We start from the raw sequence: 24,141 nt of genomic DNA, 5'->3' as shown, positions 1-24,141 counted from the left end.
CAAACATATATAAATAAACTGGCTTCCCCAACCGTCATGAATTCGACCAACATCCGTCCAATCAAGCACATCGCCCTTGCTCCCAACATGAGCGTGAACCAGCTTGTCAAAGAAATGGGCAACGCCGTCATGGGTGCCGGCAGAGTTGCGAAAGCAGCAGACATCATGGAAAAAATGTTCCGCGACAATGAATGTACCATTTTCCTCGGCGTCGCCGGCGCCATGGTGCCGGGCGGCATGAAAAAAGTCATCATCGATATGCTCGCGTCCGGTAGAATCAAGGTATTCGTCACCACCGGCGCAACACTGACGCATGACATGGCTGAAGCATTGGGGTATCACCACAACCACGGCACTGAAATAGCAGATGACAAAGAATTAAACGAACAGCATATCTACCGCATGTTTGACAGCTTCATGCCCAACACCATCTACGAGGGGCTCGAGGATTTTTTTGAAAAACATTTTGAAACGCTTTCGACAATCGAAACAATACCTGAGCTCCTCAAAACTGTTGGCGGCCTTCTGACATGCACACCAGAAGATTCAATCCTCAAAATGTGCGCAGAAAAAAACATTCCGATTTTCTGTCCTGCATTGGCCGACTCCGGCATCGGGCTGATGATATGGGGCCAGTTGGCAAAAGGAAAAAAAGCCCAGGTAAAAGCATTTGAGGACTTGAAATCAATCATGGACATTGCGTGGGACACGAAAAAAGCAGGCGTCATCTACATTGGCGGCGGCGTGCCGAAAAATTATATCCAACAGGCAATGCAGCTCGCGCCCAACGCAGCGACGTACGGCGTGCAAATAACCACCGACCATCCCGAGCCCGGCGGCAGCAGCGGCGCTCCCCTAAAAGAAGGAATCTCATGGGGCAAGATGAATGTCAAAGCAGACTTTGTTGATGTCATCTGTGACGCGACGATTGCGCTGCCCTTAATTTATGGCGCGGTGAAAGAGCGCATCGCAAACATTAAATAGGGAATAGGTTTTTTTAACGATTATGAAGATTCCTTTCAACGTAGCGCAGGCACGGATTCAAAAGCTGAAAGCATTGAATACTGCGCTGAAAAATCTCGTCCAGCGCACGCGCTTGAAGTCCTATCTCTTCCTGTTTTTGTTTCTAATTCTCGTCATTGTATTCAGGAAAACATTCGTCACCATTTTTACCATCCTCATGATGGTGCTCCTTGCGGCGCTCGTCGCGCTCCACAAACGGTTCACCATCGTGTCTCTTGGCATTGAGCTGTACACTTTTTTTGCCATCGTATTGACGTATGCCTACGGCCCGCTGGTCGCGAGCATCGCAACCATTGCCATGATTGCGCTCGGTGATTTTCTGTCCGTGCGCGAGCCAGTGTACACGCTGGCAAAGTTTGCGGTCTACCCGCTTCTCTGTCTGCTGGCCTACTTCTTGTCGGGCTATAACATTGTCGTCATTGGCATGATTCTTGCGGTGATTATGAACCTTGTTTTTTTCTTTGTCTGGGGTTTCTTGTCACAGTTCAGCTTTTTCTGGGGGCCGGTTACTATCCTCATCAATTTGGCGGTGAATTATTTCCTGTTCGCACGTTTCGGCGAGCCGCTGGTGCGGCTCTTGGGTGGATAATATGGACACAAAAAATACCCAAAAAATTGTGCACGAGTTTAAGAAACACATGCTCACTTATATTCTCGTCCTCCTCGCTTTGCTCTTTGTGGTGCTCTTCAGAAAACCGCTGATTGTGCTTGGGCTGATTATTCTCGGCGGGCTTTCCACTATCTATAAACGGATAGTGAATGTGCCGATTGGCTTTGAGCTGATCACTTTTTTCTCGCTCATTCTAACTTTCACATTCAGCGTGTGGGTGGGCGTCATCAGCATGGTGCTGATGATTCTTATTTCGCATATTACCACCGGCAGAATCTGCGCAACCATGTTTGGCAAGATGGTCGTGTATGGTTTCCTGCTCGTCATTGCGCTTTTTTTTTCGTCAGCAAACATTGTATGGGTCGGCATCGGATTGTCCGCTGTGCTGTATGTGATTTTGTTTTTTATGTACGTGTTCGTGTTTGGATACAATCCGCTTTCCTCTTTTACCTCTGCAGTTGGCGGCGTTATCTTCAATTATATTTTCTTCACTAAGTTTGCCGAGATACTGCTCAAGGCGTTACTCTAAATCGGTATCCAAATCTTTAAATAGCGCGCCTGCTTCTGAAAATCCATGAACCTCGTTGACGTGCACACGCATCTTTTTGACGCGCAGTTTGAAAAAGACTGCGCTGCGGTAGTTGCCCGGGCTGAAAAAGCCGGTGTGAAGCGCAGTATTACCAACGGCCTCGACACGGAAACAAACCGGGCGTGCATTTCATTGGCACAAAAATATTCAAGCGTGTATGCCGCGGTTGGCATTTATCCTGTCAACATTCTCTGGGACCATACAAAAAACGCGCGCTTTCCTCTGGCGCTCCCGCGGTTTGACGTCGATGCGGAAGTTGCATGGATACTGCGCGAAGGAAAAAAGGAAAAAAACAAGATTGTCGCCATCGGCGAAGTAGGGCTTGATAATTTTACGATTAAGGGATTTCTTGACCAGCAAAAACCATTGTTTGAGCAGATGATTGCTGCTGCTGAAAAATTAAAAAAGCCAATTATCATTCATTCGAGAAGTGCAGAGAAAGAGTGCATCGACATGCTTCAGTCCTCATCAATCAAGCCCGTCAACATAGTGATGCATTGTTTCGGCGGCGCAATCAAGCTGGCGATGAAAGCTGCTGACGCAGGGTTCAATTTTTCGATACCAACAAATGTGGTGTTTTCATCCCAGTTTCAGGAACTCACCAAACGAATCAACATCAACCAGCTATTCACTGAAACCGATGCGCCCTATTTGGGGCCGGTGAAAGGCGAGCGAAATGAGCCGGCAAATATTGCTCTGAGCATCAAAAAGATTGCAGAGATAAAAGGGTTTGACGTGACGGAAACAGCCAACGCAATTTTTATGAATTATCAGAGAGTGTTTGGCTGAAGCCGCCACGGTATATCCGCCTCATCCGTTCGCAAATAGGGATCCTTCTTCAGTTGTGCAGCGTGCTGCCACTCGATTTTTATTCCTGCGTTGTATTCGAGTAGTCCCGTCCACGCAATCATTGCAGCGTTATCAACCAGAAATTGGTTTTCAGGACAGTAGCATTGCGCGCCTCGTTCTTCACACATGATGCGGCACATTTCCTGCAGCCGTTTGTTACAGGCAACGCCGCCGCCGAGCACGAGTTCTGTTTTTCCAGTATGCGCCAGCGCGCGTTCACTGATTTCGACGAGCATGGCAAAGGCGGTTTCCTGCACTGCATACGAAATATCTTCAAGTGCATACTCTCTGCGGTCATATTTTTGTTGTATGTTTGTCAGCATGCCGCCGAAGGTCACGTCCATGCCCTTGACGCAGTACGGCAACTCGACAAGTTTTTCCTTGTTTTTGCAGGCAGCGGCAAGCTTCTCGATTTTTGGCCCGCCGGGAAAGCCGAGTTTAGCGTGCCGTGCAAACGTATCCAGAAAATTTCCAACGCCGATGTCAAGCGTTTCGCCAAACACGCGATATTTCCCCCCTTCAAATGCGATGACCTGGGTATTCGCGCCGGAGGCGTACAGCAGCACCGGGTCTTTTGCCTTGCTCACAAGCCGGCCAATCTCAAGGTGGGCAATGCAGTGGTTGACGGGCACAAGCGGCTTTTTATACAATCCAGCAAGTGAACGTGCAGCGGTACACCCGATGCGAAGCATGGGGCCGATGCCTGGCGATGAAGAGATCGCAATGACGTCGATATCAGTTATTTCCGCGCCTGCAGCGGCCAGCGCCTTTGTAATGACTGCGTCGCAGATTTCGACATGGTGCTGGGCTACCTGAAATGGAATCATTCCTCCGCGGGCGGTCTGAAAGGCATCTTTCTCATTCGATAGAATCTTTCCCGTGCTCTCTACAACGCTGGCGCCGAAGGTATGCGCGGTTGTTTCAATGCCGAGGCAAAGTTGCTTTTTAGGTGCCATAAACATGGCGAGACACCAAAAAGATTATAAATCTTACTCTACCATCCACCGACCACTGGCTCAACCAGTTGATGCTTATGGCTGACGTGATAACCTCCCTAACAACGCTTTTAAAGCGCAATGGAAAAAATGGCACCGCCATGGCACACTCTACTCCCTCTATCCCCGAACACCTGCTTGAAGAAATCCGCGCGTTTGACCAAGGCACGCACACGCATGAAAGCTGCGAGACATTTCTCAAAAAGGTCTTGGAGTATAACCACCATGCCGACCTTTCCAAGCTGAAAAAAGCATTTATTTTTGCGCACAACGCGCACCATGGCCAGACGCGAAGTTCAGGAGAATTCTATTTTATCCACCCGCTTGAAACAGCATCGATTCTCATGGCGTTCAAGGCGGATTCAGCAAGCTTATGCGCCGCCCTGCTGCACGACTGTGTCGAAGACTGCGGCGTCACCATCGAGCAGCTGAAAAAGGAATTCGGTGAGGAAATATCCTCGCTGGTTGATGGCGTGACCAAAATTCAGATACGCTTTGAGTCAAAAGAGCAATACACTGCTGAAAACATCCGGAAAATCCTCCTCGCCACGGCAAAGGATGTGCGCGTTATTCTCATCAAGTTGGCTGATCGGCTCCATAACATGCGCACGCTCGGCACGAGCGGATTCCGGCCCGAAAAAATACAGCGCATTGCCCAAGAAACAATGAACATCTATGCGCCGATTGCGCACAAGCTTGGCATGCGCTCGATGAAAGGCGAACTTGAAGACCTCGCGTTCAAAGTTGTTGAGCCTGAATCGTACCACAAAATACGCGCGCGCATTTCAGAAAAAAGAGCAGAGCGCGAAAAAAATACCAAGGAACTTATTTCCCATATCCACAAAAAATTAGAAGCAGCGCAGATTGCCGCGGATGTTGTTGGCCGGGCAAAATATTTTTACAGCATCTACCAAAAGATGAAGAAAAAACAAAAAGATTTCTCAGAAATTTACGACCTTATCGCCATTCGTATCGTCGTGAGCACGGTTCCTGAATGTTACGCAGCGCTTGGCATAGTGCATGAGCTTTGGAAGCCGATTCCCGGCAGGTTCAAAGATTATCTTTCAGTGCCCAAGGCAAACGGCTACCAGTCACTGCACACCTCGGTGGTGAGCCCGCACGGAAAAATTATTGAAATTCAGATACGAACAAAAGAAATGCACAACCTCGCCGAGGAGGGCATTGCTGCGCACTGGCGGTACAAAGGCAGCGAACGCGACAAGCGGTTTGACCGGAAGCTGAGCTGGCTGAAGCAGCTGCTCGAATGGAAGCAGGAATCAAAAACTGCGCAAGAGTTTGTCGAAACCCTGCGCATTGACTTGTTTGAAAATGAAATTGTCGTCTTTACGCCGAAAGGCGACCCGATTTCTCTTCCGGAGGCATCAACGCCGGTTGATTTTGCCTACGCCGTCCATACCAACGTTGGCAATCACTGCACCAGGGCCGAGGTCAATGGCTTCAATGTGGCGCTTGACACGCTGCTGAAAAGCGGCGATGTCGTTAATATCACCCTCCAGCGCAATGCGCATCCAGCGCGGGCATGGCTTTCGTTTGTGAAAAGTAGCAAGGCGCGCAGTAAGATAAAAACAATCCTTAACATCAAGACCGATGTCTCGGGCGCAGACGATGATGCCTCGCCCATTAGCGTGCGGCTCAAAGAAAAAATAATCATCAGTGGCATGAAGCCGAAGCCGGCGCAGATTAAATTTTCAAAATGTTGCGCACCACTATTCAAGACGCCGATTCTCGCGTTTTTGACCAAAGAAAAAAAGATAACGATTCACGCAAAGGCCTGCCCGAACAGCGCAACGCTGAACCAGAGCCAGGCGCTTGTTGCAGCATGGAAAGAAGACGACACTGAAAACATTCAGAAACTGAAAGTCGTGGTCCATGACCGTGTTGGCTTGCTGGCACAGGTTCTGAATCTCATTGCGCGCCAGGGCATTAATGTGCTTGCGGTGAACACACGCAGCAAAAAAGACAATGTTGTTATCACGTTCAAACTGGATGTTCCTCCAGCAGTGGGCATTGACCAGCTCACCACGCTCATCCGCAATGTTGAGAGCGTTATCGATGTCAAGAAATATACACCTGAAGGAAAAGAAGTAGGGGCACGGCGATGAGTTCAGTGCGTTTACTTATTTCCATTCATCGCGATAATCTTCTTCAGCACTGATTCCTTGCCCTTCCAATCCAGAGCTTCTTTCAGGACTTGCGAGATGGTATCAACCGGAATAATTTTGATGAGCTTCAGTTTTTCTTCAGTCACGACAATGTCCTGCACATTGCATCGTGGCACAATAACCTGCGTCAGGCCTGAGTCAATGGCCGCTTCCACTTTTGCGCTCACCCCGCCCACAGGCAGCACATCGCCCCGCACTGAAAGGCTTCCGGTCATTGCCGTGTCTTGGCGCACCGGGATATTTTTCAGCGCGGAAATAATTGACGTTGCAACCGCAATGCTCGCGCTGTCTCCCTCAACCCCTTCATAGGTCTGCAGAAACTGGACGTAAATGTCATGTTTTTCCTTGATGTCTTCGCCGAAATATTTTTTAATGATAGCAGTAACATTTTTGATTGCCTCTTTGGCAATTTCACCGAGTTTTCCGGTGGCGACCACTTGGCGTTCCTTGCCGCCCGGCGTGACCTGGCTTTCAATGGGGAGAATAATGCCTGAGTAAATTCCTGTTTCGCCGCCCATAACAGCAAGCCCGTTCACTCGTCCTACTCGCTTGCCTTCAATGATGATAACTTCATATTCTTTTCTGCGCTCAATCAGCTGGTCCGCGAGCTGTTTTTCCAGCGTGCGCGCATATTTTTTCGCGTCGAGCACGTCCTGCCCTGAGACTGCTGGATGTTTTCTTTCAAGAGCGAGGTCTCCTGCAGCGCGTACCAGTCCACCGAGCTCACGGAGCCGAAGCGTGATGTGGCCTTTGCGGTTTGCCATTTTGCGTGCTTCCTGCACCATCACTTCAACTGCTTGCTGCGTAAAATGCGGGATGCGTTTGTCCTTTACCACTTCCTGTGCAACGAGGCGTGCGATGAGTGCCCGGTTTTCAGGCGTGTCCTTCATTGTTTCTTTCATGTACACTTCGTACCCATACCCGCGAATGCGCGAGCGCAACGCAGGGTGCATGTGTTTGAGTGTTTCAAGATTGCCCGCGGCAACGAGAATAAAATTGCAGGGCACTGCTTCAGTCCTGACCATGGCGCCGGCGCTGCGTTCGCTCTGGCCAGTGATTGCGTACTTGCCTTCCTGCATTGCCGTGAGCAGTTCCTGCTGCGTGTGGGGCTGGAGCGTAGCGATTTCGTCGATAAACAGCACGCCCATATGCCCCTTGTGAATCATGCCTGCTACTATGCGCTCATGCGCCGGCGTGCCCAGTCCGCCGGTCTGGAACGGGTCGTGCAGGCAGTCACCGAGCAGTGCTCCGGCATGTCCGCCGGTTGCATCCAAAAAGGGTGCTTCTTTTTTTCCAAAATTATCAACCACAATTTTTGGCACATTGATTTTCGGCATCACGCGCTTGCCGAGATTGATAAAGAGAATAATTCCCAGCACAAAAACGACGCCGGTAATCATTGATGCTGCATAAATGACTGGGCTGTCAAACGGAAATATTTTCCTGCTGTACAAATAATACGGCACGAGTGAAATCGCAATAGCAATAATCAGAAAAATCATGTTCTGGTTTTTGAACACACCATTGCTTTCAAGGCGTGCCTGCGCCACGAGCGTTCTGCCCGTGCCTGCGGCAGCCGTGCGGATGAGCGGCTGGTTTTCATCATTCGGATTTGGATAGGCAAGAATGTCAGCCAGTTTTTCTTTGGGAAGCAGTTCTGCAAGCGCCATGCCCAGCATTGATTTGCCTGTACCCGGCTCACCGATAAGGAGTACATGGCGGCGTTGGAGTCCTGCTTTTTTGATAATATTGACTGCCTCGTCTTGGCCGATAACCTGGTCCACCATGCGGCCGGGCACCACTAGATCTTTCGTGGTTTTGAATATCAATGGCGGACGTGTTTCTCCTGTTGCCACCATTGCTGCAGCCGTTGCTTCGGCTCGTGCTTCGGTCTTTTTCTGGCGCTTCATATCGTCGGGAAGTTTCCAAGAGGTATATAAATCTTTTTAAAGAAAGAAGCGAAAAATAGAAAGGTTTAAATACGTTCAAAACACGGGAAAACTGCAGAAAATAAACAGAAATCAAAAAGAGGCACCGCGTGAAAATCACCATTGATACGACGCACGATTCTGAAACCGACATCCGCAAAGTTATAGCCCTTCTTTCAACGCTTCTTGACCGGAATAGCACCAGTGCCAGTATGGGCAGCACCGGCATGTCCGCGCCCGATGCACCCACAGCCGCTGACGGAAACAGCATCTTCAGCATGTTCGACACCACCTTAGATTCACCTGCATCTGCTCATGACGAAATAACAGCGCAGGAAACAAATCCTGCAAAAGAAAAAGAGGAGCCGTTCAAGATTGTTGGCCTGGAGCGATATTAGATGGCTACCACCATCAGGCAGTATGTGAAAAAAGAGCAGCAAGGAATTGAGCAAATTGAGCAGAACATCGAACTGCTTCGTGACAAGCTGATTGAAAAATATCCTTCTCACTTTTCGAAGCGTGATATCATCAACACCTTTTTCGGCGCGCTGCTCATCGGCTTTACTTTTATTCTCAGTGGCGGGTTGGTGCAGACCGCAGAGCATTTGACCCAGCGTCACGCCCTGTTTATTGGCATAGCAACCATGATCATTCTCACCAGTGAAATTTATTGGATTGGGTACAGCAGAGTGAGCCTTGCCGAGCGACGTCATCGGGGCTTTTCCCAGTTCTGGTTCAAGCGATTCGTGACGCTGTATGGCATTGCGATTATTGTTTCCGTTGCACTGGTGCACATTTTTGGCATTGACCAATTTTTCTCGAGCCAGCAAGGCGTGTTTAATGTGGTGATTCTCCTTTCCATGCCATGCGCCGTTGGCGCTGCGATACCACATTTGTTAAAGAAATATTAACTGCATATTGCCTATTCATCACCCTAAAAAAATTTAAAGTACGCACCTTCTGCAGCCGGAATGGATGGACCGTATTCAGTTGGAATCATCGGCACCGGCCGTGACCTGCTTTCAGTCGGCTGGCAAGTTGCAGCAGAGCTTTGCAGGTTCAGTGAACTCCTTGAGCGATTGTATCTCGTTAATCGTACCCAGCGCAATGCCGCTGCATTGCAGGAGTATCTCACCGTCATGGTCAGCCAGCGAATCTTTCCACTCAAACCAATCGTCACGCTGTGCACCTTAGATGAACTGGTTGAAGCAGAACCATTAGTTACTTTCATTTCACTGGATGCGTCGAGTCCCGTTGATGGCGTGCACTGGCGTGAGCGTGTTGCAGCAGGAGCCTCACGAGATGATTTTCTTGCAGCCAATCTTCCGGCGATATACGATTGCGCCGCGGCATTCAACGAGCGTGCGCGCCGCTATGCAGGGCGTGTACTGGTCTGCACCAATCCTATTGATATCCTTACCTATTTTTTTCTGCGCGAAAGCGGGCTTGATGCGTCGTTGGTTGCGGGTTTCAATGAAGGCGACCGAGAGCGTTTCAGACGAATTCTTTTGACTGAATTTCAGAAGGGACAACCACTGCTTGAACTAACTGATGTCGATGCATGGGTTATCGGCACGCACAATGAATATGCCGTGCCGGTATTTTCCAACGCCACGATTGCCGGATACTCATTTACAGAATGTGAACAGCACCAAAAAAAAGACCCGACTTTTTTGCGCGCGTCGCTTCGCCGCCAGCTCATTGGCGAAGCAGGCCGGTGGATGCACCTGCTGGGCTCAACATCACCTGAAATTGCTTCCTGCATGATGCGCGTCATTGAAGCAGCTGCGCACGATTCACCGTACCAGCCATCGCTTTCCGTCTTGACGAGCTATAACCAAACCAATGTATGTATTGGCCAGCGCGTGAGCTTTCGGAATGGCATCGTGCCTGTTCCGATGGTGCTTGAGCACAGCGAAACAGAACAGTACCATCGAAGCAAAGACGCTCTCATTCGCCAGTTGATGAGACTTTAATCTTTTTATTTTTTAATGCTGTTCGCGGCCTTTTTTCTCGATGTGATACACGGCCGCAGTCACCACAAGGGCAAGGCCCAGAAAGAGGAGTGTCCACCACACCACCGATGAGGGTGGTGAAAGGTCAGTAACCTCTGCAGGAGCAGTGGTGTCAATAGGTTCTTCAACTGGCGGCTCGTTGTTTTCGTTCTCTCCTTCCGCAACAACCGTTGAGGGCATCGGATCGCCGGCAGAGACTTTTTTGTTAAGCCGGTACTCGATTTTTACTTTGGTGTTGATTTTGATTCTGCCAATGGGAATGAGAAAATCAGGATCCGGATTCACCACCTGCACATCAGGGTAGGAAAACACAACATCATCTGCTGTTGCGGCAAGTTCTTTCGGAATATGTTCATACACAAGAAGATTGGGTATATCTTCTTTCGCCGTTAGCGACACTGTTATGGTCGTACGATTTTCTTTTTCTTCAACGGTAATTGTTTTTTCAAGCGCCACTCGCTTCGCTGCTGCTGCGTGGTTTGCCGTCGAAATATTCAGCGCCGCAAGCAGTTCCGGCAGCACATGGTTTTCAATGGTTCGCGTTGGCGCTTCCTTTTCCTCCAGCACCATGTTTCGTTCGTTGTCCTCAAACAGGACACCATGCGGCTTGAACCGTGTGTTGACGGCGTAGATGCCGATGACATTATTTTTCAGCACCACATTTTCAAATGAGGGAGCAGGAGCGTTCAGCATGCTGACTGCTTTTTGGTACGTTATCAGCGTACAGCTCTTGAGCTTGACGTTCGATTTGGTGATGATGATGCCGTCAGAGCCAAGGTCGCCTTCAAGCGTTGCGCCGCCACAGTGCAGTGTGATGTTCTCTGCATCAGCAACAATGCGTGACACTTTGTAATGTCCGTCACAAAATATGGTGTCTTTAGTCAGATGGAGTTCTGATGTTGGCTCAATACAGTTTTGCGCGCCAACAAAAGGGAGCGCCGAAAGAATAGCGAGAAGAATCAGGAACAAAAATCGTTTCATTGCTCCTCACCTTTTTTGAGGTAGCGCGCATACAAATACAATCCAAGTGTGCCGAAATAGAGCAGTAGCACGAGGGCTATGCCCCAGACCGAAAGGTACAGCGTAACGTCTGTTTTCAGCGAGAGCAGAAACAATACCCACAGCGGCGCGGTCAGGAGCCCTGCACGGATAAGCAGTTTCAAAATAGCATATTTTTTTCCCTGCTGTTGGCGCTGCTCAACATTTTTCAGTACCTCTTGGAGCTTCTGCACTTTTTCTTCAGTCTGGGACTCACGCTGTTCAAGTCGTTGCATGCGTTCAGAATCTGCTGGCTCGTCACCCTCTTTTTTTGGAAATGGCATGGGACTATTTATATAAGGTTGTTTTTAAATAGTTTACGGCAAAAAAACCCCTAACACGTTAATTTTATAAAGCCGCTCACTCCTCTTCCGGCGTACGGGGCTGTAGCTTAGCCTGGCTAGTAGCACTCGACTGATAATCGAGAGGTCGTGGGTTCAAATCCCATCAGCCCCATATTTGTACTTCGTAAATCGTACCAAATAGTTGCGCGAAGCGCTGTTTTCGCCGGAGGCGGAAACTCGTTCGTCGTTCGCAACAGTTTTTTGCCGCAGCAAAAAAATGTTGGTTTACATCCCATCAGCCCCATGTTTCTTTTGGTACTTCGTAGGTCGTAGGGTCGTACATCGACGTTGTAACTAGTGCCGTGCCGCCGAGCGGAGCGTAGGCGGCACCAGCGTGTTCAAGCTTTTTGTGCCGCAGCGCAAAAAGATTGCGCAGGTTCCAAATCCCATCAGCCCCCTATTTGTACTTCGTAAATCGTACCAAATAGTTGCTTGAAGCGCCGTTTTCTCCGGAGGAGAAAACACGTTCGTTGCTGCGCAAGCTTTTTTTGCGAAGCAAAAAAAGGTTGTTCCCCTCAGCCACACAGATTTGTTCTAAAACTTTATATATTCTCGGTGCTATAAAACAAGAAAAAGAGGCCTCGTATGCGACGCGAAACAATCCTTACCATCCTTCTCATCCTCAGCGCAGTTTGGTTCTTTCTGCTCGCCAACGGTGAGTTGCCGACAGGCACTGTAGTCTGGAATCCGTGCGCAAATGAGGGGACTAAACTGAAACGGATGTGTAGTTCAGACACTTCAGACGAGTGCACACTGGCAAAGGAAAAATACTGGCTCTGCGCCACTGCGCAGAAGCAAGAACCAGTGCTTCCACCGAAAAAGCTGCCGCAAAACTGCGAATTGAAAGAAACCGGCAAAAAGCGGTGCGACAATGACCCGATCGTCGGACTAGGAATTGGCTATGACAAAGTACTGAAGGAATTAAGAGACTCAAAAAATAGTGAGTGCACCACCAAATGGGTACTTGACAAATACTGCGAAGCAGGCACTACCTGCAAAGGGAGTAGTTGTGTGGGTGTGAGCTGCGTAGCGAACAGGAACTGTATCCAGTACAATGGCAAAGGGTGCAAGGATGGCACGTGTGTTTTCTATTGTGAGGATAGCGACGAGAAAGAGAAGTATACAGAATTCAAAAAAGGGCGCACCATCAGCCTTGTCGGCAAAAAAAAGGTCGAAGAGGATTTCTGTTTTAACGACAAGATGCTCATCGAATGGTTCTGTGATCCGACATATGACACCAACCGGCCCGGAGTAAAGTTTATTAATTATGAGAAGGTGCGGTGCGAGCACAGCTGCAGCGAGGGCGCGTGCAAAGCGTAAGGCTTAAATAGGGGTTTTTCTTCTCCAGGTTTGGTTTTGCTTATGGCGTCTACAAATGGGAACGGAAACGGCTCTATTGATGATCATGCCCGAGCGTTAAATCCGTTTGCACAGTCGACGCTTCGAATTATGTATGGTGACAATGAAGCGTATGAGCGCGACGGTTGTCCTGTCCCTTATCAGCTGTCGGTCTTGATGCGTGATGTAGGCGGCCCCTATGCACACCCGAGAACAGCACAGCGTTTTGGTGATCAGGTGCTCGGCCCGCTTCTTGGATTGCAGGCTATTGAAAAAGTGGGAACGCGCCCGCCTCTTTACGCGCTGACTGAAAAGGGAAGAAGATTGACTGAAAGGTTAGATGCTACTTCTAAATCACCATAAATAAATTAAAGCACATGGTTGTTTGGTAGAGGTATGCACTGGCCGTCTATTGTTATCAATCTGAAACAGCACATCACCGGAACGCAGGTTGCGGACTATTGTGCAGCGGTCGCTTCATTGACTGTGCAGTATGAAATTTCCGTGGCACTCTGCGTGCCTGTTGCTGACCTTGACAAAGCGCGGTGCGCGCTTGACCATATTCCGCATCAGATCATTTTGTTGTCACAGAAAATTGACAATGTTGCGACTGGTGACAGCAGAACAGGTGCGGTGTGTGTTGATTCCCTTGTCGGCGTTGCTAATGGCACGCTGCTGAACCATTGCGAAGAACGCAGGTATAGCAATGACTCGTCACCTGAAAAATTAAACGATCTTCTCGCAACTATCAAAAAAGCGTGCGACAAGGAACTGCGTGTTATCGTCTGTGTTGACAGTGCTGAAACAGCTTCACGAATTGTACCGTTTCTTCCTGCATCATGCGCCATTGCCGTCGAATGGGACGCATTCATCGGCCAGCGTATCTCAATCATCAAAGAAAAAAAAGACGAGCTCCAAAAAACTCTCGATACGGTCAAAAAAATAAATCCATCAATTCCAGTCTATGCCGGTGCAGGGATTGAAGAGTCGGAGGATGTCATCGAATTTCTTCGCATGGGCGGTGCAGGGGTACTGGCTGCAACTGCGTTCACCAAGGCGCCACGGTATGGGGGCGATTATGTGCTCGCCGTCAGAGAGGTACTCGAAAAAATAAAAACATATAAACAAAACAACGTACCTGTCACCTGATGAACGAGCAAAAAAAGAGCCCAAGCATATCAATCATTATTCCGTGTTACAATGAAGAAAAGCGCGTTCCACCAACAATCGATGCTATCCGACACTGGATGAAGAAAAAACAGGAGGGGTATGAGATTATTATTGTTGATGACGGCTCTGCTGACAATACCATCAACGATGTTAAAAAAAAGGCTCAGGGAACAACCGACATTCATCTTCTTGCAAACGGAACGAACCGCGGGAAAGGATACAGCGTCCGGCGCGGCGTTGCCGTAGCACAGCACGACTGGATTTTGATTATGGATGCGGACAGCACGATTCCCATCGCCGAGCTCGAAACATTCCTTCCCTATCTTTCACAGTACAAGATAGTTCTTGGTTCACGGCTCAAACAGGGGGCAATGGTCATTGGCCAGCCATGGCACCGTAAAATTCCTGGCAGGATTTTTAGTGGAGTAACCAAACTCTTGGTGTGGGGCATCAAAGACACTCAATGTGGATTTAAGCTGATGGAACGAGCGACTGGGCAGCAGCTTTTTTCGCTGATGACCATTGATCGGTTTGCGTTTGACGTCGAGCTTGCCTATCTGATAAAAAAATTTCACGTTCCATTCATTGAACTGCCTATCAACGCGCGCTACACACCGGAGTCGAGGGTGAGCATGCTTCGTGACCCTCCCCGTATGCTCTTTGATACTGTTCGGATATTGCTCAACGAGGTCATTGGAACCTATGAACACGCAAAACGTTAAGGAACATGCTTTGGTTATTTTTTGTTTTTGTGTACTCACACTCATTCTTACTTTCCCTCTTATTTTTAATATGGACAAGACTATGGCTCGTGATCCTAAGGACACCGTCGTCTTTATGTGGAACATGTGGTGGATGAAAACAGCTATCACCGAAGGACATTCACTGTTTTATACTCCTTATCTATTTCACCCTGAAGGGGTTGACCTCACCTTTCACACGCTGACGCCATTAAACTCGTTTATCGGCATGCTGCTATTTCCTTTTTTTGGGTTTATACTAACGTATAACCTGCTCGTGCTGCTGACATTTCCATTGGCGGGGTATAGTATGTATCTCTTCGGAAAATATCTCACCGGAAATAAATCAGCAGCATTTCTCATGGGTATTCTCTTTGCATTCAGCTCGTGGCATATGTATCATATGATGACTCATCTTAACTTTGCATCCCTCCAGTTTATCCCTCTCTACCTCCTTTTCCTTTTTAAGACGATTGATGAACCAACCATGCGCCGTAGTTGCATCACTGGTATCATCCTCGCTACTATTTTTTATCTTGAGCCGACATATGCGCTGTTTATGCTGATGGTGACCGGTCTCGTGATCCTTTCTTTGCTTTGGCGTACCGCAGAGAAGGAGCAGAAGCGAAAAGGTATCATCTGCCTTAGCGGAATGCTCATAGTCTTCGGTCTGCTCGTTTCACCCCTTGTTGCCCGAATGATCATTAAGAGCGGCGAACATGCCACCTTCCGCATCGAGAAAGAACGGGTTGATTTGGTTGATTATCTGCGACGACCAGAAAGTGCTACCGTCCTCCCGGGAAAAGGTGGATACCCTTATCTTGGGTGGGGTGTACTCCTGCTTGCCTTTATTGGGGTCTGGTATGCAAAAAACAGAGGTGTGTGGTGTACGATGGCAGGACTTGCACTGCTTATCACCTTAGGCACAAAGGGTATTCTCATTGCAGGGAAAGAATGGTTTCCATGGCTGACACTGCCTGCAGGAGTTTTTGCGAAGATTCCATTACTTGATGCCGTCCGCTTCTCACGATACAGCTTTTTGGTGTCGCTCGGCGTGATTATCCTCGCTGGGTGGGGAGCAAAAGTGCTGCTTGAGCGCTTCAGTCTAAATGCGGAACTCTCTCGTAGAGCACTCATTCTCCTTAGTCTTGCTTTACTCCTTATCATGGACGTTGCGGCAGTTCCGGTTCATCTTACTGGTGGCAGAATAGAATACCCTTCTGAGCTTTTGTATTATCAACATATTGCACGGAGCGAAGGTGGCCCAGTTATCGATTTGCCCCTCGCAGAGTGGACGACGAATCCTAACTCAGTAAATGCGCGAAACATGTTTATGCAAATGCACCACGGTCAGAAAATAATGGGCGGTCTTGTTTCGCGTGTAGAAAATACGTCATTGAATACCTATCAATCGATTGGCACGTGGACGCTTGATGACTTCAAAAAGAACGTACGATATATAATTTTTCACCAAGACTTCGCGAATAAACTCTGTGATACACTTGGGGATAAGAAGCTTGGTACAAACATAATCTACTGCAACACTGCGTGGGTTGTTGAAAAAAATGTATCTATGCTCAATCTGAAAAAAGAGATTGCGCTGGCAAGGGTGTATGATAATGGTTACGTTGCCATCTATGACCTATACCTGCTCGGAGGGGAAAATGAAACTGCATGAACAAGGTTCATACCAGTATGATGCGTTGCATCAGGGAAAACGCATCCAACGTTTCTGGCATCAACAACGGCTGGCGTTTGTCAGAGAAAAAGTGCAGTTAAGCAAACATGATGTTGTTCTTGATGTTGCCTGCGGCTCAGGGATTTTTATGCAAAAATATGCGCCGCAGGTGAGTCAATATCACGGAATTGACATCAACAAGAGGGCATTGGAATTTGCTCGGGGCCTGGCGCAAAAAAACAAAATAAAGAATGTTCACTTCACCGTTGCTTCCGTTGAAAAATTACCTTACGAGGATCAAATCTTTTCAAAAATTTTCTTGTTTGAAATTCTTGAGCATCTTCACCAGCCTGAAAAAACGCTGGATGAATGCCTACGGGTTCTTAAAAAAGGAGGTGTGCTTATCTTGACAACGCCAAACTACCACAGTTTCTGGCCGGTTATGGAATGGCTTTGTGACACGTTCCGCCTTACGGCGCGCATGGCGGGCGAACAGCACGTGAGCCGATTCACGCCACAACGGCTGGCTGCAATGCTTAAAGATAAAGATGTTGGTGCTGACATCGGAACTTTTTTTTCGTTTTCGCCGTTTTTGAGCCTTGTCTCATCTTCGCTCGCCGAGAAATTATTTGTGCGAGAGCTTGCGAGCACCTCTCCTCGCGGGATGCTTCTGTATGCGATTATCCATAAACATTAAATAGCATACCTCGTTCTGTGCATAGGGGGGTACGAAATCTGCATGGGTGAACCATCGACGTCTGATTCTCACCATCCCAACCTGAAAAAGTTCGTTATACTTTTTGCAGTATTTTCTCTGCTGACTATCTTTTTTACCTACCCACTTGTGTTTAATCTTGATAAGCCGATGAGTCACGATCCAAAAGATAGTCTTGTTTTTATGTGGAATATGTGGTGGATGGAAAAATCACTGCACGACGGACTGCCTTTTTTTTACACCGACTATCTTTTTTACCCCCACGGTGTCGATCTCACGTTTCATACACTCAGTATTTTAAACTCATTCATCGGCATGCTTCTCGCCAAAGTTGTTGGATACATCGCTGCGTATAACATTCTTGTTCTTCTTACCTTCCCTCTTGCGGGGTATTGCATGTATCTTCTCGGTGATTATCTTCTCAATAATAAACAAGCCGCGATTATCATGGGTATTCTATACGCGTTCAGTCCGTGGCATATGTTTCGCATACTGAATCATCTTAACTTTGCATCAATACAATTCATCCCTTTGTATATTTTGTTCTTGTTCAAGACCCGTGATAATCCAACGGTAAAAAACAGTGCCATAGCCGCTCTTGTTCTTGGTGTCATATTCTATTTAGAGCCCGTATATGCCTTGTTTATGATTCTGTTTACTGGACTATTTTTGGCATATTTTTTTGCAGACTACCTTGTCGAAAAAAGAAAGAACCAAACAACCTCAGCAAAAAATCCAACCAGCCACCAACCAAGCTTAAAAAAAGTATGGTGGAAGCTGGTCCTCATCGGTGCCCTGTTCATAGTGTTGTCCTCGCCGCACTCGTTTCGTATGATCGAAAAAAAGGGTATTCACACCGCTGTAGGAACGGAGAATGATAAAACTGATGTTGCCAACTATTTGCTTCGACCTGCAACGAGCACCGTGTTCAAAGGGGGTGGAGGATATGAATACCTTGGCATATCCGTACTCATTCTTGCTGCCGCGGGAATGTTGTTTTCCAAAGACAATAAAAAATGGTTCTGGATACTCTTTGCGATTATTTTTTTTGTGTTGAGTATTGGAGAAAAAGGAATTCGGTTTTATGGAAACGAGTTTCTTCAAGATATCGCGATGCCTGCCAATCTCCTCAGGCAGCTGCCGTTCATGGATAGTCTTCGATTCACCCGATTCACATTTATGGTATCCCTTGGAACCATCGTACTTGCAGGGTACGGAATAAAAATGGTGCTCGAAAAAAGCAAAGGTTTGCGGTTTTTAAAGGGAAACGGAAACATTCTTGTAGCGGTTCTTCTCGTCGGGATAATCTTCATTGACCTTACCGCAATACCAATACCTATGTCTCACGCCACGCCGCAAGCTGATGAAGAACTAAGTTATTATGAGGATGCCCTTTTTGAGATAAAAGGCGGTGCCGTTCTTGACTTGCCGCTCGCTGTTGGACTTCAGAACACCAACGGAGTGAGCGCACGAAATATGTACGCACAGATGCATCACGAACATAAAATCATAGGCGGCCTTGTTTCGCGCGTTGATAACACTACCCTTCACGAAACAGATGACATTCTTGATTGGGACTTTGAGAAATTCAGAAAGACCGTGCGATTTGTTGTCCTTCACCGAACTGATTTTACCAATATGTGTGGAAATCTACTCGTCCAAAAAACTGGAGTCGATACAAAAAAGGTGTATTGTGAAGCAAATAAAACAGCAGATACTGAGAGGAAGATAAAACAGCTCATAAAAAAATACACAATTCGTGGATATATGTTGACGATCGGCAAGCAGTTTTCTATCTTGACCGACTTGATATGGTGCCAGAAAACAATTCAAAACCATCTACCGAGAACTTTTCACTGCTCTCATAATCTCCACCTATCTAACTAAATTCTCGCCCTTTTACGCCAAAGCTGGTTATCCACAAACATTTAAATATCCCCTGCCAGTTTTGTCCATCTCATCGGGGTTGTAGTCTAGCCTGGTAGGATTCACCCTTGGGGTGGGTGCGACGGGAGTTCAAATCTTCCCAACCCCATCAACATTTTTTTGCTTCGCAAAAAACTGTTGTGGACGACGGAAGCCGTTTCGCCTACGGCGAAACGGCGCTACGCGAACGGAAAAACCAGTGAACCAATGGATGCCGATCGAATACAGATTTACCAACAGTTTAAGCCGCTTCTTGAAGAGCCCATTCGGGAGATTGTGCCTGCATTGTGGGGATTGCCGTTTGTTGAGGACACATACCACACCTGTTCGGGGCATGTAGTTGCATTGCGGCAGCATGCTACCTATGTTGTCGCCGACACACTTGATGAGCGTACACTGAAAAAGGTGTGGTATCCCCACCGCACCATGCTCCATCTGTATTTTTCAGTTTCCCCGGAAATGGCAGCAGAGCGCGATCGGTTTCGGGATGCGCTGAAAGGAGTCAAAGCAGAGTATCGCGGCCGAGACCATTTTTTTGATGATTGCCGAGAATATGAAGGCACGATTCTTGGTGACAAAACAAATAAGCCCGTGCTTGTCGCCAACTATGACGGAAACTTTCCTGATGCCGGAACAAAAACTATTGACTATGTCCTTGAAACAGAAGAAGTTCTCACCCGTTTCTGGGAACAGGTTGCGGCGGTTATACACGAATTTAACCCCTCAGCACACATTGGCCCAATACAGGGAAAAGATTTTCGAACCATGATCGACTGGGATTGTTGGCAATTTTGTTTTGCGGAACAGTTTGAGCATCCTGGCCGTCCAATGCATCGTACAGGAGTATTTTTCTGAAACAGTTCGATACTATTTCTGTCGTCCATCCCTATACTTCTCTGTATTCTAAAATACAACGCAACTTAATATGCGCGGCGGTGAACATATCTTTTATATCGAATGCAGCACGGCAGGCACATGCGCAGCGAGGCTGTCATGCTGCGTTCGGTTATTTTTTGGAGGTGTATCTATGGAACGTATGGAACTTTCACCAGCAGAAAAATCAGCAGTCGCTCATCTACGGGTCAATGCGCGCATGCCGCTCACCAAACTGGGCAGAGCATCAAAGATGCCGGTATCAACACTTTTTGATTATCTGGCAGGCAGATTTTCCGCGTTCATCACCAAATATACCGCGTTGCTCAACTTTGGCCGGCTTGGGTTTCATGCGTGGGCGTTCATCACCATGAAAGTTGCGCCAGAAGAAAAAGACAAAATCCTAGAATATTTCGAGAAACAGAAATGCCTCAATTCACTCTATAAAATAAACAACGGCTATGATTTCATGGCCGAAGTTGTGTTTCGAACCATGGGCGAGCTCGAGCATTTTGTTGAAGAGCTTGACACTCTTTTCGCCATCCGCGAAAAGAATATTTACTATGTTATATCCGACATTCACCGCGAGCAGTTCTGGGCTGAACTCCCTGAAAAGATGCGCCACCAAAGAAAAGTTTATAATCCTCATGCATTCTCCGCACGCCATGGACATCCCGTCACCCACCGACTCCGGCGCGATTAATCTTGCGCTGCATACCCTCGGCATGAACAAGCAGGCGCTTGTGTTTGTGAACACCAAACGCTCTGCCGAAAAAACAGCAGAAGACCTTGCAAAACAGATAAAAAATCTGGGCGCCGAGCAGATCGCATCGCTGACGGTGCTTTCCGATGAGTTGCTCAACGTACTCTCCACACCGACTCGGCAGTGCCAGCGGCTTGCAACCTGCGCAAAAAAAGGCATCGCATTCCACCACTCCGGCCTGACGCCCAAACAGCGCGAACTCGTGGAAGATAATTTTCGGGGCGGGGCAATCAAAATTATCTGCGCAACCCCTACGCTTGCCGCAGGCATTGATGTTCCTTCGTTTCGCACGATACTTCGCGACCTGAAACGGTACGGCCACCGTGGCCTTGACTGGATTCCGGTGCTCGAGTACGAGCAGATGGCAGGAAGAAGCGGGCGTCCTGCATACGATACCTACGGCGAGGCCATTGCGGTTGCCGACAGTGAAAAGGAAGCTGAGCATATTTATGAGCGGTACATTTGCGGTGTCCCCGAAGAAATTCATTCAAAACTTGCGGTCGAGCCGGTGCTGCGCATGTATGTTCTTGCGCTTGTTGCATCTGAATTTGTCTCAACCGAAGAAGAGCTCCTTGCTTTTTTCAGCGAAACCTTTTGGGCGGCGCACTATCAGGATATGGCGCATTTTGAAAAAATTATTAACCGCGTGCTCGGGGTGCTGGAAACCTACGGATTCATCGCGGCAAGCATGCGTGCACACGAACGAGGCGACTTTGTGTCAGCAGCTGAACTTGAACAAGGGCGCAGCGGGCGCATCAGCGCAACGCCGATTGGCAAGCGCGTTGCTGAGTTATATCTTGACCCGTACACTGCGCACCAGGTGCTCATCGGCATGGAACGTTCTGGTACCAAAGCAACAAACGAATTTTCCTATCTTCATCTTATCGCGGCACAGCTCGAGCTTCGCCCACAGTTGACCGTGCGCAAAAAAGAATACGAATCAATGCAGCAAAAGCTGTGCGAGTATGAAGGGCTCCTTATCCATCTTGAGCCGTCGCTGTACGACCCGGAGTATGATGATTTTCTCAATTCGTTTAAGACTGCACTCTTTTTTGACGAGTGGATGAATGAAAAAGATGAAGAGTTCCTGCTCGAGACGTTTGACGTCCGGCCCGGCGAGATACGCGTCAAGCTGGATCGCGCCGATTGGCTTTTGTATGCCGCCAGCGAGCTGGCACGCATGAACAAAAACTTTGATGAGCTGAAAAAAATACAAAAGGCGCGCGTTCGCCTCAAGTACGGCGTCAAGGAAGAGCTGCTGCCATTGCTAAAACTCGCCGGTATTGGGCGGGTGCGCGCGCGCAAGCTGTTCAACAACAAAATCTGCGCGATCGAGGATGTGAAAAAGGCAGATGTTCTGGTGCTGTCCCAGCTGATTGGAAAATCCATCGCCGCTGCCATCAAAAAACAAGTCGGGCAGGATGGGGAAAAAGTTGTTGTGAGGGAAAATAAGAGAAAAGGGCAGATAAATTTGGCGGATTATTAAAAAAGGTTGGCGACGCGGTCTTGGAGCAACCGATGATTTTGGTTGCCGCTATCGTACGTTAATTTTCGGGCTTCACGATACACTCGTTCAACAAGTTCGAACATCTTCTCCGGCTCTGTAGCGAGTGTCACACGGTCAAGGCAGGCAAACAGCCGCGTTGATTCACCGAAGCGGTCGCGCTTGATGACGTCGGCAAGCATGGGAACACAGCTGATGATTTTAACCTTTTCAAACTGTGCGAGAAATTCTGGCGGGTGGTACACCGTGTCGAGACCAATAACCGCAGAAAGAGGTGAACCATTGAGATACTCTGGTGCCTTGCCACTCAAGCCAAGATGGGGCGCATAGAGTACTGCACTTTTTGCTCCAGCATCCATAACCGCTTGTGCAGCATTTGATGCGGTCGTGCCGCTTTCGACGATATCTTCAATAAACACGCAATGCCTTCCTTGAATATGCTCAACGCCTGAAACACCTGCCAGTATTTTTGAATCAGCGGTTTTATCAGTAACTTTGCGGCCTTGGATCACGGTTGCGTAATGTGTTGAGCCCATAATCTCCATGAAGAGACGGGTTTCTTTTTCTGCGCCGCCATCTGCAGCAACAAAACAAAGTTCATCATAATTTTCAACTTGCTGACGAAGATGGTACGCAAACAAGGGCAAGCCGGAAAGCATCAGCGTCGGCCGGCGAACAACTGATGAATATTGCGCAAAATGCGGCCGCACCACGATTAAGCTGTCCATACCTTTTGATTCAAGCTCTTCAGCAACTTCCTGGACTTCGATGGGCTCTCCTGCTTGGTTAATTCGATCTTGTCGGTCACCTACTGCTTTTGGCATAACCACCGTTCTTCGGGCAGCACTGGCATGGAATGCAGCGTTGAGCATCTGGCCGACTTCGGTAAGCATTTGATAAGGTTGGCCAGCGATGTATGTCTGCACAAGATACACTGGCTTTCTTCGCACGGTATCAACAATACGGCGAATCATGTGGCCATCGCTAAACGCAGCACTCTGAATAGGTAATGCTTGTTTTCCAAGACATAATGCAACACCTTCAGCCATATATCCATTAGGACCGGTGGGAAGAATAACAAAATCATTCTTTTTTGCCATGCACTGCCAAAACCATCACATTTTATATAGTTTCTCGTGTTCCAAAACATAATGGAGCTGAACAAAATAGTTACCGGGGACGGCTCGGTGACCTTTTATAACACACAGTACGGCGAGGCCTACCACTCCATGTCCGGCGCCGAGGAAGAAGCCGTTAAAAAATACGCCGAGGTATGCCGGGAAAAGCTGGAAAAAAACGTGCGCGTACTCGACGTGTGTTTTGGCCTTGGATACAACACCGCCGCTGCGCTCGATGTTGCCGAAGGCACCATGGAAATTGTCGGCCTTGAAAACGACGAGCAAATTCTTCAGACAATTCCAACACTCACACCAAAGTTCGCACGCTATCCGCTGGTGCAGGCCTGCGTACAAAAAAAGGGATTTTCAATAACCGAGAAAAATATCAGCCTCAAAATCATACTCGGCGACGCGCGAAAAACAATCACGCGCCTCGTTCCTCTCTCGTTCGACGTTGTTTTTTTTGACCCGTTCTCACCCAAGAAATGCCCGGAGCTGTGGACTGAAGAATTTTTCAGGGCAGTGGCGGGCGTAATGAAAAAAGGAGCTATGCTTACGACCTACAGCTGTGCAACTGAGGTTCGGCAGAACATGAAAAAAGCCGGCTTTGTCATCAAGGACGGGCCATCGGTTGGGCGAAAAGCACCCAGCACCATAGCCATAAAAGCATAAACTGAGTTTTCCGAAAGGTATATATGTTAATGCTACTTTTTGGTACTAAACTATAACACATTATCCTCAA

At 48.1% G+C, this 24,141-nt stretch carries 24 protein-coding genes and 2 tRNA genes; 21 read left to right on the top strand and 5 right to left on the bottom strand.

The annotated features are described in order from the left end of the window. Positions 1 to 36 precede the first annotated feature (36 nt). Genes Q7R76_04845 through Q7R76_04830 form a run of 4 tightly spaced genes read left to right on the top strand, consistent with a single transcriptional unit; the run spans position 37 to position 3,011 of the window. Complete coding sequence (locus Q7R76_04845) at positions 37 to 984, top strand: deoxyhypusine synthase family protein (GenBank protein MDO8642879.1); 948 nt, start codon at positions 37 to 39, stop codon at positions 982 to 984. A gap of 22 nt (positions 985 to 1,006) precedes the next feature. After that, positions 1,007 to 1,612 (top strand): hypothetical protein, encoded by a 606-nt coding sequence (locus Q7R76_04840; protein MDO8642878.1) that lies wholly within the window; start codon positions 1,007 to 1,009, stop codon positions 1,610 to 1,612. A gap of 1 nt (position 1,613) precedes the next feature. Continuing rightward, a complete protein-coding gene (locus tag Q7R76_04835; protein ID MDO8642877.1) occupies positions 1,614 to 2,162 on the top strand; it encodes a hypothetical protein in 549 nt (182 codons plus the stop codon). 45 nt (positions 2,163 to 2,207) lie between these two features. Further along, positions 2,208 to 3,011 carry a TatD family hydrolase gene (locus Q7R76_04830; GenBank protein MDO8642876.1) on the top strand — a complete coding sequence of 268 codons (804 nt, stop codon included), beginning with the start codon at positions 2,208 to 2,210 and terminating at the stop codon, positions 3,009 to 3,011. Here Q7R76_04830 and Q7R76_04825 read toward each other — a convergent pair. After that, positions 2,993 to 4,027, bottom strand: coding sequence for a bifunctional N(6)-L-threonylcarbamoyladenine synthase/serine/threonine protein kinase (locus Q7R76_04825; GenBank protein MDO8642875.1), 1,035 nt, complete (start codon positions 4,025 to 4,027; stop codon positions 2,993 to 2,995). The two genes, Q7R76_04830 and Q7R76_04825, sit on opposite strands and share 19 nt — an antisense overlap. Before the next feature lie 140 nt (positions 4,028 to 4,167). Here Q7R76_04825 and Q7R76_04820 point away from each other — a divergent pair, with 140 nt between their 5' ends. After that, positions 4,168 to 6,189, top strand: a complete 2,022-nt coding sequence (locus Q7R76_04820; protein ID MDO8642874.1) for a bifunctional (p)ppGpp synthetase/guanosine-3',5'-bis(diphosphate) 3'-pyrophosphohydrolase — start codon at positions 4,168 to 4,170, stop codon at positions 6,187 to 6,189. A gap of 11 nt (positions 6,190 to 6,200) precedes the next feature. On the opposite strand, the gene lonB is transcribed toward Q7R76_04820, so the two are convergent. Then, complete coding sequence (lonB, locus tag Q7R76_04815) at positions 6,201 to 8,159, bottom strand: ATP-dependent protease LonB (GenBank protein MDO8642873.1); 1,959 nt, start codon at positions 8,157 to 8,159, stop codon at positions 6,201 to 6,203. Positions 8,160 to 8,287: 128 nt separating this feature from the next. Between lonB and Q7R76_04810 the strand changes: the two genes are divergently transcribed. From Q7R76_04810 to Q7R76_04800, 3 genes are read left to right on the top strand one after another with little or no spacing between them, the layout of a single operon-like run. Continuing rightward, entirely contained in the window at positions 8,288 to 8,575 is a 288-nt protein-coding gene (locus tag Q7R76_04810) for a hypothetical protein (protein MDO8642872.1), read from the top strand. Beyond that, positions 8,576 to 9,088, top strand: coding sequence for a DUF2391 family protein (locus Q7R76_04805; GenBank protein MDO8642871.1), 513 nt, complete (start codon positions 8,576 to 8,578; stop codon positions 9,086 to 9,088). 60 nt (positions 9,089 to 9,148) lie between these two features. Then, positions 9,149 to 10,153, top strand: coding sequence for a hypothetical protein (locus Q7R76_04800; GenBank protein MDO8642870.1), 1,005 nt, complete (start codon positions 9,149 to 9,151; stop codon positions 10,151 to 10,153). A 12-nt stretch (positions 10,154 to 10,165) separates the two neighbouring features. Here Q7R76_04800 and Q7R76_04795 read toward each other — a convergent pair whose 3' ends face one another. Next, the gene (locus Q7R76_04795; GenBank protein MDO8642869.1) at positions 10,166 to 11,173 is read right to left on the bottom strand and encodes a hypothetical protein; all 1,008 of its coding nucleotides are present in this window, start codon (positions 11,171 to 11,173) and stop codon (positions 10,166 to 10,168) included. Beyond that, complete coding sequence (locus tag Q7R76_04790) at positions 11,170 to 11,514, bottom strand: hypothetical protein (GenBank protein ID MDO8642868.1); 345 nt, start codon at positions 11,512 to 11,514, stop codon at positions 11,170 to 11,172. The genes Q7R76_04795 and Q7R76_04790 overlap by 4 nt, the downstream gene beginning before the upstream one ends. 96 nt (positions 11,515 to 11,610) lie before the next feature. Here Q7R76_04790 and Q7R76_04785 point away from each other — a divergent pair. From Q7R76_04785 to Q7R76_04730, 12 genes are all read left to right on the top strand, one after another. Next, positions 11,611 to 11,686 (top strand) — tRNA-Ile (locus Q7R76_04785). A gap of 473 nt (positions 11,687 to 12,159) precedes the next feature. Further along, positions 12,160 to 12,894, top strand: coding sequence for a hypothetical protein (locus tag Q7R76_04780; GenBank protein ID MDO8642867.1), 735 nt, complete (start codon positions 12,160 to 12,162; stop codon positions 12,892 to 12,894). A gap of 42 nt (positions 12,895 to 12,936) precedes the next feature. Continuing rightward, positions 12,937 to 13,275: a hypothetical protein gene (locus Q7R76_04775; GenBank protein ID MDO8642866.1), complete on the top strand. Its 339-nt coding sequence runs from the start codon at positions 12,937 to 12,939 to the stop codon at positions 13,273 to 13,275. Between the two features lie 33 nt (positions 13,276 to 13,308). Continuing rightward, entirely contained in the window at positions 13,309 to 14,061 is a 753-nt protein-coding gene (locus Q7R76_04770; protein MDO8642865.1) for a triose-phosphate isomerase, read from the top strand. Further along, positions 14,061 to 14,804, top strand: a complete 744-nt coding sequence (locus Q7R76_04765; protein MDO8642864.1) for a glycosyltransferase family 2 protein — start codon at positions 14,061 to 14,063, stop codon at positions 14,802 to 14,804. Before Q7R76_04770 ends, Q7R76_04765 begins: the two co-directional genes overlap by 1 nt. Positions 14,805 to 14,886: 82 nt before the next feature. Continuing rightward, entirely contained in the window at positions 14,887 to 16,500 is a 1,614-nt protein-coding gene (locus Q7R76_04760) for a 6-pyruvoyl-tetrahydropterin synthase-related protein (GenBank protein ID MDO8642863.1), read from the top strand. Then, positions 16,487 to 17,197 (top strand): class I SAM-dependent methyltransferase, encoded by a 711-nt coding sequence (locus Q7R76_04755; GenBank protein MDO8642862.1) that lies wholly within the window; start codon positions 16,487 to 16,489, stop codon positions 17,195 to 17,197. The genes Q7R76_04760 and Q7R76_04755 overlap by 14 nt, the downstream gene beginning before the upstream one ends. 42 nt (positions 17,198 to 17,239) lie before the next feature. Next, positions 17,240 to 19,102, top strand: a complete 1,863-nt coding sequence (locus tag Q7R76_04750; GenBank protein ID MDO8642861.1) for a hypothetical protein — start codon at positions 17,240 to 17,242, stop codon at positions 19,100 to 19,102. Between the two features lie 75 nt (positions 19,103 to 19,177). After that, a tRNA-Pro gene (locus Q7R76_04745) sits at positions 19,178 to 19,250 on the top strand. 98 nt (positions 19,251 to 19,348) lie between these two features. After that, positions 19,349 to 19,996, top strand: a complete 648-nt coding sequence (locus Q7R76_04740) for a hypothetical protein (GenBank protein MDO8642860.1) — start codon at positions 19,349 to 19,351, stop codon at positions 19,994 to 19,996. Positions 19,997 to 20,168: 172 nt separating this feature from the next. Continuing rightward, the gene (locus tag Q7R76_04735; GenBank protein ID MDO8642859.1) at positions 20,169 to 20,717 is read left to right on the top strand and encodes an Lrp/AsnC family transcriptional regulator; all 549 of its coding nucleotides are present in this window, start codon (positions 20,169 to 20,171) and stop codon (positions 20,715 to 20,717) included. Beyond that, positions 20,680 to 22,263: a helicase-related protein gene (locus Q7R76_04730; protein MDO8642858.1), complete on the top strand. Its 1,584-nt coding sequence runs from the start codon at positions 20,680 to 20,682 to the stop codon at positions 22,261 to 22,263. The genes Q7R76_04735 and Q7R76_04730 overlap by 38 nt, the downstream gene beginning before the upstream one ends. Here the strand turns inward: Q7R76_04730 and prs are convergent. Next, positions 22,260 to 23,381: a ribose-phosphate diphosphokinase gene (gene prs / locus Q7R76_04725; GenBank protein ID MDO8642857.1), complete on the bottom strand. Its 1,122-nt coding sequence runs from the start codon at positions 23,379 to 23,381 to the stop codon at positions 22,260 to 22,262. The two genes, Q7R76_04730 and prs, sit on opposite strands and share 4 nt — an antisense overlap. Before the next feature lie 51 nt (positions 23,382 to 23,432). Here prs and Q7R76_04720 point away from each other — a divergent pair, with 51 nt between their 5' ends. Next, positions 23,433 to 24,071: an MnmC family methyltransferase gene (locus Q7R76_04720; protein MDO8642856.1), complete on the top strand. Its 639-nt coding sequence runs from the start codon at positions 23,433 to 23,435 to the stop codon at positions 24,069 to 24,071. Positions 24,072 to 24,141: the final 70 nt, after the last annotated feature.

The organism is Candidatus Woesearchaeota archaeon (genome assembly GCA_030651375.1).
In the GTDB taxonomy this organism is placed as follows: domain Archaea; phylum Nanobdellota; class Nanobdellia; order Woesearchaeales; family UBA12501; genus JAUSFM01.
Note: the sequence above shows the minus strand (reverse complement) of the source record. Positions and strands in the feature narration are given on the sequence as shown.

Coding starts and splice junctions, on each gene's coding strand:
- Q7R76_04795 (MDO8642869.1), bottom strand. CDS start 11,173: ATGAAACGATTTTTGTTCCTGATTCTTCTCGCTATTCTTTCGGCGCTC.
- Q7R76_04740 (MDO8642860.1), top strand. CDS start 19,349: ATGGATGCCGATCGAATACAGATTTACCAACAGTTTAAGCCGCTTCTT.
- Q7R76_04770 (MDO8642865.1), top strand. CDS start 13,309: ATGCACTGGCCGTCTATTGTTATCAATCTGAAACAGCACATCACCGGA.
- Q7R76_04840 (MDO8642878.1), top strand. CDS start 1,007: ATGAAGATTCCTTTCAACGTAGCGCAGGCACGGATTCAAAAGCTGAAA.
- Q7R76_04800 (MDO8642870.1), top strand. CDS start 9,149: ATGGATGGACCGTATTCAGTTGGAATCATCGGCACCGGCCGTGACCTG.
- prs (MDO8642857.1), bottom strand. CDS start 23,381: ATGGCAAAAAAGAATGATTTTGTTATTCTTCCCACCGGTCCTAATGGA.
- Q7R76_04730 (MDO8642858.1), top strand. CDS start 20,680: ATGGACATCCCGTCACCCACCGACTCCGGCGCGATTAATCTTGCGCTG.
- Q7R76_04765 (MDO8642864.1), top strand. CDS start 14,061: ATGAACGAGCAAAAAAAGAGCCCAAGCATATCAATCATTATTCCGTGT.
- Q7R76_04805 (MDO8642871.1), top strand. CDS start 8,576: ATGGCTACCACCATCAGGCAGTATGTGAAAAAAGAGCAGCAAGGAATT.
- Q7R76_04835 (MDO8642877.1), top strand. CDS start 1,614: ATGGACACAAAAAATACCCAAAAAATTGTGCACGAGTTTAAGAAACAC.
- lonB (MDO8642873.1), bottom strand. CDS start 8,159: ATGAAGCGCCAGAAAAAGACCGAAGCACGAGCCGAAGCAACGGCTGCA.
- Q7R76_04760 (MDO8642863.1), top strand. CDS start 14,887: ATGGCTCGTGATCCTAAGGACACCGTCGTCTTTATGTGGAACATGTGG.
- Q7R76_04755 (MDO8642862.1), top strand. CDS start 16,487: ATGAAACTGCATGAACAAGGTTCATACCAGTATGATGCGTTGCATCAG.
- Q7R76_04720 (MDO8642856.1), top strand. CDS start 23,433: ATGGAGCTGAACAAAATAGTTACCGGGGACGGCTCGGTGACCTTTTAT.
- Q7R76_04780 (MDO8642867.1), top strand. CDS start 12,160: ATGCGACGCGAAACAATCCTTACCATCCTTCTCATCCTCAGCGCAGTT.
- Q7R76_04735 (MDO8642859.1), top strand. CDS start 20,169: ATGGAACGTATGGAACTTTCACCAGCAGAAAAATCAGCAGTCGCTCAT.
- Q7R76_04790 (MDO8642868.1), bottom strand. CDS start 11,514: ATGCCATTTCCAAAAAAAGAGGGTGACGAGCCAGCAGATTCTGAACGC.
- Q7R76_04845 (MDO8642879.1), top strand. CDS start 37: ATGAATTCGACCAACATCCGTCCAATCAAGCACATCGCCCTTGCTCCC.
- Q7R76_04820 (MDO8642874.1), top strand. CDS start 4,168: ATGGCACACTCTACTCCCTCTATCCCCGAACACCTGCTTGAAGAAATC.
- Q7R76_04775 (MDO8642866.1), top strand. CDS start 12,937: ATGGCGTCTACAAATGGGAACGGAAACGGCTCTATTGATGATCATGCC.
- Q7R76_04830 (MDO8642876.1), top strand. CDS start 2,208: ATGAACCTCGTTGACGTGCACACGCATCTTTTTGACGCGCAGTTTGAA.
- Q7R76_04750 (MDO8642861.1), top strand. CDS start 17,240: ATGGGTGAACCATCGACGTCTGATTCTCACCATCCCAACCTGAAAAAG.
- Q7R76_04825 (MDO8642875.1), bottom strand. CDS start 4,027: ATGGCACCTAAAAAGCAACTTTGCCTCGGCATTGAAACAACCGCGCAT.